This is a genomic window from Bacteroides sp. ET71 (genome assembly GCF_023336905.1).
Lineage (GTDB): Bacteria > Bacteroidota > Bacteroidia > Bacteroidales > Bacteroidaceae > Bacteroides.
Map to the genome: position 1 here is coordinate 1 of NZ_JAMBLS010000019.1, position 16423 is coordinate 16423.

Sequence of the window (16423 nt, forward strand, 5' to 3'; positions counted from 1 at the left end):
GACTTCCTTCTAAAACCGGTCGGGGTGACTGGATTCGAACCAGCGACAACACGCCCCCCAGACGTGTACTCTAACCGGGCTGAGCTACACCCCGAAGTCTCTCGTGGTTTGCGGGTGCAAAGGTACTGCTTTATTCTGAATCTCCAAATAAAAAACACTTTTTTTTGCCCGACCAGACAAAAAAAGCGGGAGAACACGTTTCCAGCCAACAAACGTGTTCTCCCGCATCAGGCTTCTTGTCCGCCAAAAGCGCGCTTCTTCCGAAACAGAGCGACGCTTCTTGTCCGGAATAGCGAAGCGTTTATTTCAGGACAGCCAAGGCTTCTTTGATACGACGAATGGCCTCGGTGATGTTTTCATCGCTCGTGGCATAGCTCATGCGGATGCAATCGGGGGCACCGAATGAGGTTCCGCCCACGCAGGCCACATGCCCCACCTCCAGCAAATACATAGCCAAGTCTTCGGCCGAATCAATGCGGCGGTCGCCAGCCGACTTGCCGAAATAGGAACTGCATTTGGGGAAAAGGTAGAAAGCGCCTTCGGGCACATTCACTTCGAAGCCGGGCACTTCCTTGGCCAGACGGACAATCAAGTCGCGGCGACGCTGGAACGCCCGACGCATCTCTTCGACGGGAACCTGGGTGCCGGTATAAGCAGCTTCGGCAGCCTTTTGCGACACCGAGCAAGGGCCGGACGTGTACTGGCCTTGCAGCTTATTGACTGCCTTGACAACCCATTCGGGCCCGGCAATGAAACCGATACGCCAACCGGTCATGGCGTATGCCTTGGACACGCCGTTCACAATCACCGTGCGCTCCTTCATGCCCGCAACCTGGGCAATGCTGTGATGGCGGCCTATGTAGTTGATATGCTCGTAAATCTCATCGGCTATGACCATGACCTGCGGATGCTTCTGAAGCACGGCGGCCAGAGCAGCCAGTTCTTCGGCACTGTAAACCGAGCCGGTAGGGTTGGACGGCGAGCACAGTATCAACGCCTTGGTCTTCGGCGTAATGGCAGCCTCCAACTGGGCAGGCGTCATCTTGAAATCTTGCTCAATGCCGGCAGACACGATAACGGGAACACCCTCGGCCAGCTTCACCATCTCCGGATAGCTCACCCAGTAAGGGGCAGGCACGATGACCTCATCGCCCGGATTGACCAAGACAAGAATGGTGTTGCAGACAGATTGCTTGGCACCGTTGGCACAAGAGATTTGGGCGGCCGTATAGTCCAGCCCGTTTTCATTCTTCAGCTTGGCCACGATGGCGTTGCGCAAAGCCGGGTAGCCGGCCACAGGCGAATAGCGGGAATAATTCTCGTCGATAGCCTTCTTGGCAGCCTCCTTGATATAGTCTGGGGTATTGAAATCAGGTTCCCCCACACTCAGGTTAATAACGTCTATGCCCTGCGCTTTCAATTCTGCGCTTTTCTGAGACATGGCCAGCGTTGCCGAAGGCGACAAGCTGTTCACGCGGTCTGATAATTGATTCATCTTGTTTTCCTCCTATGTTATAAACAATCTTTCATTTATTAAAATGCAACGTATGCCCCATGCGTTCCTGCTTCGTGCGCAGGTAACGCTCATTATACGGATTGGGAGTTGTCTCGATGGGAACATTCTCGGTGATTTCCAGCCCATAAGCTTCCAGTCCCACACGTTTCACGGGGTTATTGGTCATCAGGCGCATCTTGTGCACGCCCAGCTCACGCAATATTTGAGCCCCCACGCCATAGTCGCGCTCGTCGGCCAGATGTCCCAGGCAGATGTTAGCATCCACCGTATCCATGCCGTCTTCCTGCAACTTATAAGCCTTCATCTTCTCCATCAGGCCGATGCCACGCCCTTCTTGGTTCAGATAAACCAGCACGCCTTTGCCGGCGGCTTCAATCATCTGCATAGCCTTGTGCAACTGCTCCCCACAATCACAACGTTTGGAGGCAAAAATGTCGCCCGTAGCGCACGACGAGTGCACCCGTACCAAGATAGGCTCATCCGGCTTCCACGTCCCTTTGAACAACGCCACGTGCTCCAGCCCGTTCAACTTCTGGCGGAAAGCAATCAGGCGGAAATCGCCATAAGCCGTAGGCATATTCACCTCTACTCCTTTCTCAACAATAGATTCCTGCTTCAAGCGATAGGCAATCAGGTCGTGGATAGAAATCAGTTTCAAGCCATACTCGTCGGCAAACTTGCGCAGTTCCGGCAGACGGGCCATCGTGCCATCGTCATTCATTATCTCCATCAACGCACCCGCCGGATACAGGCCGGCCAGGCGGGCCAGGTCGATAGTGGCCTCTGTATGTCCAGCACGACGCAAGACCCCTTTTTCTTGAGCATACAGTGGATTAATGTGTCCGGGACGACCAAACGTAGCAGGCGTAGACGCCGGATCGGCCAGTGCACGGATGGTTGCTGCACGGTCGGCAGCCGACACTCCTGTGGTACAACCTTCCAGTTTATCAATGGTCACGGTAAAGGGAGTTCCTAACACCGATGTATTGTCCACCACCTGATGAGGTAAATCCAGTTCCTTGCAACGGGATATCGTGATGGGAGCACACAACACCCCACGCGCATGCTTCAACATGAAGTTCACCTTTTCAGGCGTGATTAACTCGGCGGCGATAATCAAGTCGCCCTCGTTCTCGCGGTCCTCATCGTCCACCACGATGACAAAGTTTCCAGACTTGAAATCTTCTATCGCCTCTTCTATCGAATTCAACTTAATATTTTCCATATCTCATCAACTATTAATTATTAAACTTTCAGCATCGGCGGTTTCCGATACCGCCTTTATTTCCGCAGTTCTTCATTCCAAAGAATTAATAACGTAAATAGCATCGTCATCCGCCTTTATAATACGCTCCATGTCTTTACTCAAGCGAAGCCGGAAAGCCCAAATACGGAAGAAGAAAAACAATCCGACCGGAACGCATATGCCACATGCCACGTTCAACCAATAACTCCGGAAAGGACGCACATGAGCACGGACCGGAATAATGGGATAATTGTTCAACACAGCTATTAACTTAGGAGATTTCGTATTAGACATCTCTTCTATAAGAGTCTCCATACGGGCGCTTATATCTTCCACCTCCACATCCTCGCCAGAGTTCATCCAAAGCTTGAAGTAATTAGGCATCCGCTTCAAGTCATGGCCTTCGGCATAAGCACGGCATTGCTCCGACAACATTTGCAAATCGCCCGGCAGACGTGTATAATCCGGATCATGGATAATAACTTCCTTACGATAAAGATGCCGCACACTGCGTATGCCCAAAACCTTTTTTATCCAACTGATATAAGCATCGGCATTAAGCACCACAGAATCTTTATTAGCCTTATAGGTAAAGAAAGCCCCCAGGGGTGCCAAGACGGCTGTACTGGTCCACATACCCATCCAGACAATCCACTTCCCATCGCGAGCCATCTTGAAGCCCGTATTATTGATTATATAGTAGACAATGAAAATCAGCACAGAGACGACCACGGGCATACCTAGCCCGCCTTTACGGATAATACCCCCCAAAGGAGCCCCAATAAAGAAAAATATAAGACATGCCAACGACATAGTCAGCTTCTCGTGCCACGAGGTCATGTGACGTCGCAAACTGGCTTCGGTCTGCTGGATATTGAAACTCTTAAAATTCCAGTCACTCTCGATGCTCCCAGTCCGCCCGATAGTGTTCGACAAGATTTTGGATTTCTCAGACAGAGTAGCCACAGCATACAGGCTGTCCATATTGTAATACGTCGGCAAAGCCTCTTTCAGCTTTAATGAGTCTTTGCGATCCAAGCGGGAAGTAACGTTGTAGACATTCGCCATAGCTTCTTTATAATAGGCACGCCCGATGCTGTCAGTACGCATCTGCATCGAATCAATTCCTACTTGTAATGTGCGCATATTCTTACTGGAAGCCTGGTTGCTCATGATACCTTCATCGGCCATATTGAAATCAGAGTTAAACTCAATAAGGGCATGCTTCTCACGGAAAGCTTCCCGCCGGTAGGGTACGTTTTTCCGACTCACGCTCTGGTCTTTCAGATTTTCAAACTGTTCACCGCTATACAGGTGCAAATAAAGATGCTGCTTATCGGCTGTCATTTCCAAACGGCCGGAGTCGGCTTTGATAATCTGAGCGTTCTCAAATCCTTTCTCAAAATTATATATCAACACGTCATACAGCATGCCTGTATCACGGTTCTTATGCTTCACGTAAAGGTTATATCCTTTTATCTCGTCATAAAAAGCCCCTTCGGGAATATCTACCTCGGGTGACTTCTGCTTCATAGAAATAAGCAAAGTGTTTAGCTTGACTTGGGCTTTAGGTCCTATAACATTCTGGAAATAGAAAGAGACACAAGAGACACATGCAATAAAGATGATTAGCGGACGCATGATGCGCAGCAAGGGGATGCCGGCGGCCTTCATAGCCAGCAGCTCAAAACGCTCTCCAAAATTGCCAAAAGTAATAAGTGCTGCCAACAGCACGGCCAACGGCAAAGAGACAGGCACCAATACCAAGGCCGAATAGAAAAAGAACTGCGCAAGAACTGTCATTTCCAACCCTTTGCCTACCATTTCATCGACATATCGCCAAAGGAATTGCATCATGAAGATGAACAGGCAGATGAAAAAAGTACCCGCAAAGAGCAGGCAGAAGCTCTTCAATATGAATATATCTAACTTTTTTATACGCAACATGGGCATTCGTCTCGTAGTCTCTATTGAAGATGCAAAAGTAGTACAAAAACGGGAGGAAGGGAAATTTTTGATAGAAAGTTAACTAAAAACCACATGTTCTGCGCAATGTATCGACTTCATACTCCCACAAATCGCACACATCATCTACTTCGTCGGCAGCAGCAAAGTCTGTGATTTCCAGCACATAGTCGTTGGTCAACTCGTTATTTGTCATCTTCAATTCGAAATACTCTCGTTCTTTAGGGGCATCCAACCAGCGAAAACGGATAAACGAATAAGTGCGTATAGCGACAATCTCGGCTTCACGTTTCTCTGTCTTCCCCCAACAAAAGGTTACAAATTTGTCATCAGACAGTACTTTATCGGCAAACCAACCTTCCAGGCCCGTCGGTGTACTGATTGCATCCCATAGGATATTCTTCGAAGTAGCGTTTAATAGATATTCTAAGTGTATTTTTTTACGTTCCATGGCGTCTTCCAAAAAGGTCATTTCCTTTCGCGCCGCCAAGATATAAACTTTTTCCTTATCCAGACATATAATTCTCCTCATTTTATACATTCGACAGTATTTTTCACGTTTGAAGCAGGAGAAGTATGCCATCGGAGCGTTCGTCACCGCCTCAAGCATGTCGCTCCGTCCGGACAAGAGCCACGCTTCATGCGGACAAGAACCGTGTTCCGTGCGGACAAGCAGGAAACGCTTTCCCCGGCGTTTACCAGGCGGGGCAAGTAGCTATGAAACAGCATACTAACGTCCAGACATCGTCCAACCGGCCAAGGGTGAACAGAAAAAAACGAAAAAAAACGCGGTAATCTGTTTGCCAATTCAAACAAATGCTCTATCTTTGCACCCGCAAACGAGAAATGATGGCGGGATAGCTCAGCTGGTTAGAGCGCATGATTCATAATCATGAGGTCCCCGGTTCAATCCCGGGTCCCGCTACAAAAGAGTCGAAAACATTAAGAAAAGGCATTTGCAAGCTTACGCTTTACAAATGCCTTTTCTTCTTTTTATGCCACAACTATGAAGAATGGTTCTTTATACATATAAAGACTCAAGACATAAGAGAACGCTGTTTTTAGTCTACTTCCAGGATTCTGACACAAAGATTTATTGGAAATGTAAACACAAATGCATAACTTTGCAGCCGTTTTTTCAAAATAGAGAGAGTTCCCATGTTAGATCTTCAACCCAAAGCTCTGCTTAAAAAAGGTGGTACTATATTTATTTACCTACTGAGCGTGCATGTAATGGCACTATCCTTATTCTTCTTATTCCGCCTGATATTCTTCTTCGCAAACGATTACGAGTTTCCGCTGACCATCCAGCATGAATACTTGCTGCAATCCCGTTCTTTCCTTTATGGCTTATGGTTTGACAATGTGATAGCCTGCTACGTGCTGTTGCCTCCTTTAGCTGTGCTTTGGATTAGCGCGTTACTGAACTGGCTTCCACGAGCATTGTTCCGTGCTACAGCTATTTTCTTTTCCATCTTCTACGGACTGGCTTCTTTTGTTGCGGCTGCCAATATTCCTTATTTCGCCTACTTCTTTAAGGTAATCAATTCATCCATATTCAATTGGTTCGAGTACGGAACAACCACAGCCGGCATGGTGCTGGAAGAAAGCTCTTATTACCCATATCTCTTGTTAGCCGTGGTCGCGACTGTTCTCTGGAGTTGGAGTATGTGGAAACTGGCAAATTGGGCTTACCAACGATGCAAAAACATGAGCTCTGCAACTACAATGGACTGGACAAGCCGGGGTATCATATTTTTCAGTGGCGCAGCCTGCATAGGACTATGTATCTTTGGTATTCGCGGACGTTGCGGATACAATCCTATCAAAGTAAGCCAAGCCTTTTATTGCGAAGACCCCTTCTTAAATCAAGTAGGCATAAACCCGGTATTCAATCTGTTGAATAGCACAATAGATGAACATCGTGACGGACATCAGTGGTTGCAGTTGGCAGTCGAAACCAAGGCTGTAAAGAATGTACAGCACTTGCTACAACGGCCTGGCATAACGGACATTTCCCCCATAGCTCAGCAAGTGGACAATCCGCAAAAGGGAGAGAAAAAGAACGTCATCATCGTCCTGATGGAATCGATGTCTGCCCACCTGATGGACAGCTTCGGAGCCGATAAGGGCCTGACGCCTCATTTAGACTCCATTTACAACCAATCATTACATTTCTCCAATTGCTATTCGTCTGGCATACATACCAACCACGGCATGTACTCTACACTCTATTCATTCCCGGCCATCATGAAGCGTAATGCTATGAAAGATTCGTCTATCCGCCGCTATGCAGGACTGCCTACCGTATTAAAAGAACATGGATACCGGAACCTATTCTTCATGACCCACGAATCGCAATACGACAACATGAACGGTTTCTTCCGTACGAATGGCTTCGACGAGATATACTCGCAAGAAGATTATCCGGCAGACAAAATAGCCAATCATTTCGGGGTGCAGGATGATTACCTTTTCCAATATGCATTGCCCGTATTGCGACAAAAGGCCGACAGCGACCAACCATTTTTCGCCGTACTACTGACCATCAGTAATCATCCGCCTTATGTCATTCCACCCTACTTCCGACCACGCAGTTGCAAGAAAGAGGAGCAGATTGTGGAATATGCAGACTGGTCTATCGGCAACTTCATGCAACAAGCCTCCCGCGAACCTTGGTTCGAGAATACGATTTTCGTATTCTTGGGCGACCATGGCAAACTGGTAACAACTCCTGAGTGTGAATTACCGGAATCCTATAACCACATTCCTCTGATGTTCTTCGGCAAAGGCATTGCACCGGAACTGCGAACGGACTTCTGTGGGCAAGTGGATGTAGCCCCGACTCTGTTACATCTGTTGGGCATCGACTATGTGCAAAACAACCTGGGAGTTGACCTGTTGCGTGAGAAACGGCCATGCATATTCTATACGGCAGATGATTGGGTTGCTGCAAGAGATTCCCTTCATCTGTATATTTACAACCCGGAGACGAACGTTGAACGCTGTTTCCATACCGACAGCCTTTGCAGACCCGGACAACCTAACGACTCAGCTTTTGTCAGGTTGAAGAATTATGCCTTCAGCATGCTGCAAACGGCCGAATATCTGGTCAAACACGAATTGATATTAGACCGCCCAAAAACAAAAAGGTCTGCCCAACATCCGTGAGCAGACCCAAAAGCGATACACCCTGACGGGAGCTCAGTCCTTGGCTTGATGCACCGTGAGTTGCGGGAAGGGGAAGCCGATGCCGGCCTTGTTGAACTCGTCGTAAATGGCGCGCTGCACGTCGTAGTACACGCCCCAATAGTCGGCGTTCTTCACCCACACGCGGATGCGGATATTGACGCTGCTGGCATCCAGCGCATCCAGGGCGATGAAGGGCGCGGGCGTGTCGAGGATGCGCTTGTCGGCCGCGACGATGCGGCGTGCCGCCTCCTCCACCCGGGCATAGTCCTCGCCATATTCCACGCCGACCACCCAGTCTACGCGACGGGTTTCCTCGTTGCTGTAATTCACCAGCACGCCGCTCGACGCCGAGCCGTTGGGGATGTAGACCGTCTTGTTGTCGGCCGTGGTCAGGATGGTGTGGAAGATTTGTATCTCCTTCACCGAGCCGCTCTCGCCCTGGCACTCTATCCAGTCGCCCACCTTGTAGGGGCGGAACAGCAGGATGATGAGCCCGCCGGCGAAGTTCTGCAGGTTGCCGCTCAGGGCCATGCCCACGGCCACACCGGCCGAGGCCAGCAGGGCGGCGAAGGAGGTGGTCTCGATGCCCAGCTTGTCCACGATGGCCACGATGAGCAGAACCATCAGCAGGATGTTCACCAGGCTCTCCACGAAGCTGCGGATGCCGGCATCGACCTTGCGCCGCTCCAGGATGCGCCGCACCAGTTTGTTGAGGAAGGAGATGAGGAAACGCCCGATGAGGAAGATGACCAGCGCCCCCAGGATGCGCCCGCCGATGTCGACGCCGCCGTCTATGAGGTGCTGTATGACTTGTTGCACTTTGTCGGCCCCGTCTTGCGCGGCCTGGGCGGGTGCAGCCGCCGTCAGTAAAAAGGATATCAGATACATGTCTTATAAGAATTAATCGGTTATCATTCGACCCCGCTTCCCGGGTGGGGGTCCTTACCCTTAGGCGGGTAGGGGTACGCACCCTTAGGCGGGTGGGGGTACGCACCCTTAGGGGGATGGGGGCAAGTATCCCCGCAGGGGCATAACCCTGCACCCCCGCAGGGGCGTAACCCTGCACCCCCGCTGGGGCATAACCCTGCACCCCCGCAGGAGCATAACCCTGCGCCCCTGCTGGGTAATAACCCCATCGTCACTGCCCCATCAGATAGGCCTTGAAGGCGGGGAAGTCCTTCGGCATCGGCACGCTCTGTTTGGTGCCCTGCATGAAGGCCTGGAGCTTGGCGGGGATGTCGACGGGCTGGCCGATGATGCGCTCCACCGTGTCCTTGAACTTGGCCGGATGGGCGGTCTCCAGAAAGACGCCCGTCTCGCCGGGACGTAGCCCCTCCTGCAAAGCGCGGTAGCCGCAGGCGCCGTGGGGGTCGAGCAGGTAGCGGTGCTGCTGCCACGTGGTGCGCACGGTGTCGGCAATCTGCTCGTCGGTGTACGTGGCGCCGCTGATGTCGGCCGAGATGGCTTCGTGGCTGCCGTCGTAGAGGGCCAGGATGCGGGCGAAGTTGCTGGGCGCACCCACGTCCATGGCGTTGGCGATGGTGGCGATGCTGGGACGGGGCGAATAGACACCCGTGCGCAGGTACTGATAGAAGATGTCGTTGCGGTTGTTGGCGGCAATGAAGCGGCTGACGGGCAGGCCCATGCGGGCGGCAAACAGCCCTGCGGTGATGTTGCCGAAGTTGCCGCTGGGCACGCACACCACCACCCCGCCGTCGGCACGACCGGCGCGCTTCAACTGGGCGTAGGCATGGAAGTAGTAGAACGACTGCGGCAGGAAGCGCGCCACGTTGATGCTGTTGGCACTGGTCAGGCGCATGTGGGCGTTGAGGTCGGCATCCATGAAGGCGTCCTTCACTAAGGCCTGGCAGTCGTCGAAGGTGCCGTCCACCTCGATGGCCGTGATGTTGCGGCCCAGGGTGGTGAACTGCTTCTCCTGTATCTCACTGACCTTGCCCTTGGGGTAGAGCACGTAGACGCGGATGCCCTCCACGCCCAGGAAGCCGTTGGCCACGGCACTGCCCGTGTCGCCCGACGTGGCCACGAGTACATTGACCTCGCCCGCACCCTCGCGGCGGATGAAGTAGCCCAGCAGGCGGGCCATGAAGCGCGCCCCCACGTCCTTGAAGGCCAGCGTGGGGCCGTGGAAGAGCTCGAGCGAATGGATACGGTCGGTGACGGGCACGAGCGGTATGTCGAAGCTCATCGTGTCGCGCACCAGTTCGTGCAGCGTGTCCTGCGGGATGTCGTCGCCAAAGAAGGCGTCGGCCACGCGGCAGGCGATGTCGGGCAGGGTCATGCGGTCAATCTGTTCATAGAACTCAGGCGGGAGCGGATGGATATGCTCCGGCATATAGAGGCCCTTGTCGGGGGCGAGTCCGCGCACCACAGCTTCCTGAAGGGTGGCGGCGGGCGACTGGTGGTTGGTGCTGTAATAGTTCATAAGTCTAAGCGTTCATGAATGTGTTAATGAATTGGTCTTCTTTCAGCAGGCCATACGAACCCTCGCAGGCGGCCACCTCGTCGAAGGTCTGCACAGCGTCGGGCTCGATGCCGGGATGCCAGACAAGGAAGGGCACGGGCTCGGCCGTGTGGGTGCGCACCTCGCAGGGCGTGGGATGGTCGGGCAGGACGGCGATGGCCACGGGTTCGGGCCAGTCCTTCACCGCCTCGTAGATGGGGCCGACGACGCGGCTGTCCAGGTCTTCGATGGTCTGGCGTTTCAGGGCGATGTCACCCTCGTGGCCGGCCTCATCGCTGGCCTCGATGTGCAGATAGACGAAGTCGTCGGTGCGCAGGGCGTCGAGGGCAGCGCGGACCTTGCCCTCGTAGTTGGTATCGTAGAGTCCGGTGGCGCCGGGCACGTCGATGCGCCGCAGTCCGGCATAGCGCCCGATGCCGCGGATAAGGTCGACGGCAGTGATGACCGCCCCGCTCCTCACCTGGGGGAAGCGGGCGGAGAACGGCTCCATCTGCGGACGATAACCGGGGCTCCAGGGCCAGATGCTGTTGGCGGGGTCTTTGCCTTGGGCAATGCGTTGCTTGTTCAGCGGATGGTCGCGCAGCAGGTCTTGCGAGCGTAGGATGAGCGTGTCGAGCAGGTCGGCCGTCTGCTGCGCCTCGGGGCACTCGGCCTTAGGCAACAGCGGCCGCCAGGGCTGCAGGGGCACGTCGTGCGGCGGCGTGCAGTCCAGGCGCTTGTCGCCCCCGCGGATGACCAGCAGGTGGCGGTATTGCACGCCGGTGTAGAAGTGGACGCGCTCGTCGCCCAGCCGTTCTTGCAGGAAGCGAATGAGCGTGTCGGCCTCTTCGGTGGTGATGTGCCCGGCGGAGTGATTCTTCAGCAGGTCGCCCTCGAGGCAGACCAGGTTGCAGCGCATGGCCATGTCGCCCGGAGCGAGGTCGACGCCGATGCTGGCTGCCTCGAGCGGGCCGCGGCCTTCGTAGACGGTGGGCAGGTCATAGCCCAGCACAGACATGTTGGCCACTTCGCTGCCGGGGTGGAAGCCGGGGGCAACGGTGACGAGCCGCCCGTTGCGCCCCTGTCGCGCCAGCAGGTCCATCCAAGGGGTATGGGCGGCCTGGAGCAGCGTCCGTCCGCCCAGTTGCGGCAACGGATGGTCGGCCATGCCGTCGCCCAATATAATAATGTGTTTCATATCGCTTCTTGTTTTTAGGGTTATACTTGAGGGTTCTAAAATGCGACCCGTTGGCGTCAAAAATGCGTCGGGTCGCGTTTACAACCGCGTCGGGTCGGAGTTAAAAATGCGTCGGGTCGCATTTTTAACGGCGTCGGGTCGCGTTTTTAACGCCAACGGGTTGCATTTCCGGCGCCGCTGCATCAGACGTTCGCAATGCTCATGATGTCGGCAAAGACACCCGCGGCGGTCACGTCGGCTCCCGCGCCGTAGCCCTGAATCATCATCGGATACTCGCGGTAACGCTCGGTGGTCAGCAAGATGATATTGTTACTGCCCTCCAGCCCGTAGAACGGATGCCCGGGGGCCACCTCCATCAGTCCCACCGACGCCCGGCCGCCGTCCAGCCGCGCCACGAAGCGCCAGTGCTTGTGCTCGGCCTCCAGCTTCTGGCGGCGCGCCTCGAAGTCGGCGTCCAGCGTGGGCACCTTGCGCCAGAAGTCATCCAGCGAACCTTCGAAGAAGTCGTCGGGCACGAAGAGGTGTCGCTCCACATCACCCTGTTCGATGCGGTAACCCGCCTCGCGTGCCAGGATGACGAGCTTGCGGATGACGTCCTTGCCGCTGAGGTCGATGCGTGGGTCGGGCTCGGAGTAGCGCTCCTGCTGCGCCATGCGTATGGTCTGGCTGAAAGGCACGTCGGCGCTGAGCTGGTTGAAGATGTAGTTCAACGTGCCGCTCAGCACGGCCTCAATCTTCAGAATCTTGTCGCCGCTGTGGATAAGGTCGTTAATGGTGTTGATGATGGGCAGGCCCGCACCCACGTTGGTCTCGAACAGGTACTTCACGCCCCGCTGACGCGCCGTCTGCTTCAGGCGGAGGTAATTCTCGTACTCGCTGGACGCGGCTATCTTGTTGGCCGCCACGACGGAGATGTTGTGCCGCAACAACTCCTCGTAGATGCCCGCCACGTCGGGGCTGGCCGTGCAGTCGACGAAGACGCTGTTGAATATGTTCATGCCGATGACGCCGTCGCGCAGCCGCTGCGTGTCGCTCTCCTGCCCCTTCTCCTTCAGCTCCTCGCGGAAGCGGGACAGGTCGAAGCCCTCGCGGCTGAACATTGAGCGCGAAGCGTCGGCAATGCCCACCACGTTCAGTTGCAGGCCGTTTTCCTGCATCAGCCGCTGCCGCTGGCTGTGAATCTGCTCGATAAGCTTGCCGCCCACCGTGCCTATGCCGCAGATGAAGAGGTTCAGCACCTGATATTCGGACAGGAAGAACGAGTCGTGAATGACGTTGAGCGACTTGCGCAGCGACTTGCCGTCCACCACAAACGAGATATTGGTCTCACTGGCACCCTGCGCGCAGGCAATGACGTTGATGCCGTTCCGTCCCAACGTACCGAACAGCTTGCCCGCGATGCCCGGCGTATGCTTCATGTTCTCGCCCACGATGGCCACCGTGGCCAAGTCGCGCTCCACCTGCATAGGCGATATCTCACCCATCTCAATCTCCTTGGCAAACTCCTCCGTCAGCACGCTGCACGCCAGGTCGGCATCGGCATTGCGCACACCGATAGACGTAGAGTTCTCTGACGACGCCTGCGACACCAGGAAGACACTGATGCCGTTCTTTGCCAGGGCCTTGAAGATGCGGTAGTTCACGCCAATCACCCCCACCATGCCCAGGCCCTGCACCGTGATGAGGCTCGTGTCGTTGATGGACGAGATACCCTTGATGGCCTTGCCCTGCGGACTGCTCACGGTCTGCTTGATGACCGTTCCCGCTCCCGCCGGGTTAAAGGTGTTTTTGATGAGGATAGGTATGTTCTTGTGGCACACGGGATAGATTGTCGGCGGATAGACCACCTTCGCGCCGAAGTTGCACAACTCCGTCGCCTCCACATAGCTCAGTTCGTTAATGGTATAGGCCGTAGAGATGACCCTGGGATCGGCCGTCATGAATCCGTCCACGTCCGTCCAAATCTCCAGGCTGTCCGCATCCAGTGCCGCCGCGATGATGGCCGCCGTGTAGTCCGACCCGCCCCGGCCCAGGTTGGTCACCTCGCCCGTATCCTTGTCCGTGGCAATGAAGCCCGGTACCAATGCCAACGGAGGCAGTTCGCCGAAGGTCTCGCGCACCAGCCGGTTCGTCAGTTCCGTGTCCAGCACATGCTTCGAAAACTTCTTCTCCGTCTTGATGAAACTGCGCGAGTCATACCACCGCGCCCCCGTCAGTTGGGCGGCAATGATGGACGAAAGGCGTTCGCCGTAGCTCACAATCGTGTCCGACGTCTTCTGCGACAAGTCTTTGATGAGATAAATACCCTGGAAGATGTCCTTCAGTTCATTGAGCAACTCCCCCACCCGGCGCTGCATGGTCATCTGCGCGTCAAACTCCGGAATCACCCGCTTCACCATCTCCACGTGCCGGCTCACGATTTCGCGGAACTCGTCCTCATACGCCGCATCGCCAGCCGCCGCCATGCGCGAAGTCTTTATCAACTTGTCCGTAATGCCGCCCAATGCCGACACCACCACGATGACCGGTTCACGACCAGCCTCCGCCTCGACAATGCGTTTCACACTCAATATGCTCTCCACGGAACCTACCGACGTTCCGCCGAATTTCATTACTTTCATCGTATGCTGTATTAATGAAGTTACTGTATGTAAATAATATGTAGGAAAAAAGCCCGTTCTTGCCGGGCGGCCTCCGCAGGCGGAGGAAAAGAAAAACCGAAAATAATGTGTAACACGTAGAAACACGAAATACTATCCCTAACCCCGAAGGGTCATGGTGCGCATCGATGTGACGGTATGCGGATAATACTTGTCCATAGCCTGGTTTCTATCGTTTCTGATGAATAAGATGTTGCAAATGTAGCAATAAAAGCATACAATCTATCACTTCATCCCACTTTTTTGCGATAAAAGTGCAGAATATGGCGGAAACTACCCATATTAATCGTACCTTTGACCACAAATAAGCAACGAAATGGCAAAAGAGAAGACCGTATATGTATGCAGCAACTGCGGGCAAGAATCGCCCAAGTGGCAAGGCAAATGTCCTTCGTGCGGACAATGGAATACCTTCGTCGAAGAAATCGTACGCAAGGAGCCTGCGGCACGCCCCTCACTGACCGGACTGGCCAAAGCAAAGTCGAAGCCGGTGACACTAAACGAAATCAATGCCGATGACGAACCACGCATCGACATGCACGACGATGAACTGAACCGCGTGCTGGGCGGCGGACTGGTACGCGGCTCGCTGGTATTGCTGGGCGGAGAACCAGGCATCGGCAAATCCACACTTATCCTGCAAACCGTGTTGCGGATGCCCGAAAAGCGCATCCTCTACATATCGGGCGAAGAAAGCGCCCGCCAGTTGAAGTTGCGTGCCGACCGGCTAACCCACACATCGAGCGATTGCCTCATTGCCTGCGAGACTTCGTTGGAACAAATCTTCGTACATATTAAGAACACGCAACCCGACCTGGTCATCATCGACTCCATACAGACCATTTCAACCGAAAGCCTGGAATCATCGCCGGGCAGCATCGCCCAGGTGAGGGAATGTGCCGCCTCCATTCTGCGCTTCGCCAAAGAGAGCCACACGCCTGTCATCCTCATCGGGCACATCAACAAAGAAGGGAGCATCGCCGGCCCCAAAGTGCTGGAGCACATCGTAGACACGGTGCTGCAATTCGAGGGTGACCAACATTACATGTACCGCATCCTGCGCAGCATCAAGAATCGCTTCGGCAGCACAGCGGAACTGGGCATCTACGAGATGCGGCAGGATGGATTACGCCAGGTAAGCAACCCGTCGGAGCTATTGCTCAGCCAAGACCATGAAGGCATGAGTGGCGTGGCCATTGCTTCGGCCATCGAGGGCATACGCCCCTTCCTTATCGAAACGCAGGCACTGGTAAGCAGTGCGGTCTACGGCAACCCGCAACGTTCGGCCACCGGTTTCGACACACGACGAATGAACATGCTGCTGGCCGTACTGGAGAAGCGCGTAGGTTTCAAATTGGCACAAAAGGATGTTTTCCTGAACATTGCCGGCGGGCTGAAAGTAAACGACCCGGCCATCGACCTGGCAGTCATCAGCGCCATACTGAGCAGCAACATGGATGCCGCCATCGAGGCTGAGGTATGCATGGCTGGCGAAGTGGGCCTATCGGGCGAAATCCGCCCCGTAAACCGCATCGAACAGCGCATCGGCGAGGCGGAGAAACTAGGTTTCCGCCAATTCATCCTGCCCCGGCAGAACCTGCAAGGACTGAATACGGCAAAGATAAAAATAGAACTGATACCCGTGCGCAAGGTAGAAGAAGCCTTCCGCTGCCTCTTCGGATAAGGACAAAAAAAATAGCCCCACAAATCACTTGCAAGACTACCTTCTATATTATGGCATATTAAATTAAGTAGTGGACGTTGACGGATTCGAACCGCCGACCCTCTGCTTGTAAGGCAGACGCTCTGAACCAGCTGAGCTAAACGTCCGTCTTTTGTTCTTGGGGAAGTGTATTCATTGCTGGTGGACGTTGACGGATTCGAACCGCCGACCCTCTGCTTGTAAGGCAGACGCTCTGAACCAGCTGAGCTAAACGTCCGTTACACTTCCGTTTCAAAAGCGATGCAAAGGTACGGCTTATTTTGAGACTACCAAAACTTTTTCCTATTATTTTTCTCTCTTTTTTCCGTCCTATTCCCCTAAAGATTGTTTTTCAACACATTAAGTATTTTGTTTTTATACGCACAAAGAAAGAAGAGAGCTCTTCGCACCAGCATTTTTTGCTTACTTCTCCTATAAGTATCATCATCACAAGATTAATAAATCTCTGCCTTTATAGCTTTT

Annotated in this window: 10 protein-coding genes and 4 tRNA genes; 3 read left to right on the forward strand and 11 right to left on the reverse strand. The window is 53.9% G+C overall.

Features of this window, described 5'->3' with window-relative positions:
- Positions 1 to 19: 19 nt before the first annotated feature.
- From M3090_RS10365 to M3090_RS10385, 5 genes are all read right to left on the reverse strand, one after another.
- Positions 20 to 94 (reverse strand) — tRNA-Pro (locus tag M3090_RS10365).
- 207 nt (positions 95 to 301) lie between these two features.
- The gene (locus M3090_RS10370) at positions 302 to 1495 is read right to left on the reverse strand and encodes a pyridoxal phosphate-dependent aminotransferase (RefSeq protein ID WP_249055962.1); all 1194 of its coding nucleotides are present in this window, start codon (positions 1493 to 1495) and stop codon (positions 302 to 304) included.
- Between the two features lie 31 nt (positions 1496 to 1526).
- On the reverse strand, positions 1527 to 2741 hold the full coding sequence (locus M3090_RS10375; protein ID WP_249055964.1) for a bifunctional 3,4-dihydroxy-2-butanone-4-phosphate synthase/GTP cyclohydrolase II: 1215 nt from the start codon (positions 2739 to 2741) through the stop codon (positions 1527 to 1529).
- Between the two features lie 72 nt (positions 2742 to 2813).
- Positions 2814 to 4709 carry an LptF/LptG family permease gene (locus M3090_RS10380; RefSeq protein ID WP_249055965.1) on the reverse strand — a complete coding sequence of 632 codons (1896 nt, stop codon included), beginning with the start codon at positions 4707 to 4709 and terminating at the stop codon, positions 2814 to 2816.
- Between the two features lie 82 nt (positions 4710 to 4791).
- Positions 4792 to 5178, reverse strand: a complete 387-nt coding sequence (locus M3090_RS10385) for an START-like domain-containing protein (RefSeq protein ID WP_249056025.1) — start codon at positions 5176 to 5178, stop codon at positions 4792 to 4794.
- A gap of 400 nt (positions 5179 to 5578) precedes the next feature.
- Here M3090_RS10385 and M3090_RS10390 point away from each other — a divergent pair.
- A tRNA-Met gene (locus M3090_RS10390) sits at positions 5579 to 5652 on the forward strand.
- A gap of 308 nt (positions 5653 to 5960) precedes the next feature.
- On the forward strand, positions 5961 to 7898 hold the full coding sequence (locus M3090_RS10395) for an LTA synthase family protein (RefSeq protein ID WP_249055966.1): 1938 nt from the start codon (positions 5961 to 5963) through the stop codon (positions 7896 to 7898).
- 33 nt (positions 7899 to 7931) lie between these two features.
- Here the strand turns inward: M3090_RS10395 and M3090_RS10400 are convergent, their stop codons facing one another.
- The 4 genes from M3090_RS10400 to thrA all read right to left on the reverse strand — a co-directional run bounded on the left by M3090_RS10400 (position 7932) and on the right by thrA (position 14199).
- Positions 7932 to 8807, reverse strand: a complete 876-nt coding sequence (locus M3090_RS10400) for a mechanosensitive ion channel family protein (protein WP_249055968.1) — start codon at positions 8805 to 8807, stop codon at positions 7932 to 7934.
- A 250-nt stretch (positions 8808 to 9057) separates the two neighbouring features.
- Positions 9058 to 10362, reverse strand: coding sequence for a threonine synthase (gene thrC, locus M3090_RS10405; RefSeq protein WP_249055970.1), 1305 nt, complete (start codon positions 10360 to 10362; stop codon positions 9058 to 9060).
- A 4-nt stretch (positions 10363 to 10366) separates the two neighbouring features.
- On the reverse strand, positions 10367 to 11578 hold the full coding sequence (locus M3090_RS10410; RefSeq protein ID WP_249055972.1) for a cofactor-independent phosphoglycerate mutase: 1212 nt from the start codon (positions 11576 to 11578) through the stop codon (positions 10367 to 10369).
- A gap of 182 nt (positions 11579 to 11760) precedes the next feature.
- The gene (gene thrA, locus M3090_RS10415) at positions 11761 to 14199 is read right to left on the reverse strand and encodes a bifunctional aspartate kinase/homoserine dehydrogenase I (protein ID WP_249055974.1); all 2439 of its coding nucleotides are present in this window, start codon (positions 14197 to 14199) and stop codon (positions 11761 to 11763) included.
- A gap of 355 nt (positions 14200 to 14554) precedes the next feature.
- Between thrA and radA the strand changes: the two genes are divergently transcribed.
- Positions 14555 to 15922: a DNA repair protein RadA gene (gene radA / locus M3090_RS10420; RefSeq protein WP_249055975.1), complete on the forward strand. Its 1368-nt coding sequence runs from the start codon at positions 14555 to 14557 to the stop codon at positions 15920 to 15922.
- Between the two features lie 71 nt (positions 15923 to 15993).
- On the opposite strand, the gene M3090_RS10425 is transcribed toward radA, so the two are convergent.
- Together M3090_RS10425 and M3090_RS10430 are read right to left on the reverse strand one after the other, a co-directional pair.
- A tRNA-Val gene (locus M3090_RS10425) sits at positions 15994 to 16068 on the reverse strand.
- Positions 16069 to 16100: 32 nt separating this feature from the next.
- Positions 16101 to 16178 (reverse strand) — tRNA-Val (locus M3090_RS10430).
- Between the last annotated feature and the right edge of the window lie 245 nt (positions 16179 to 16423).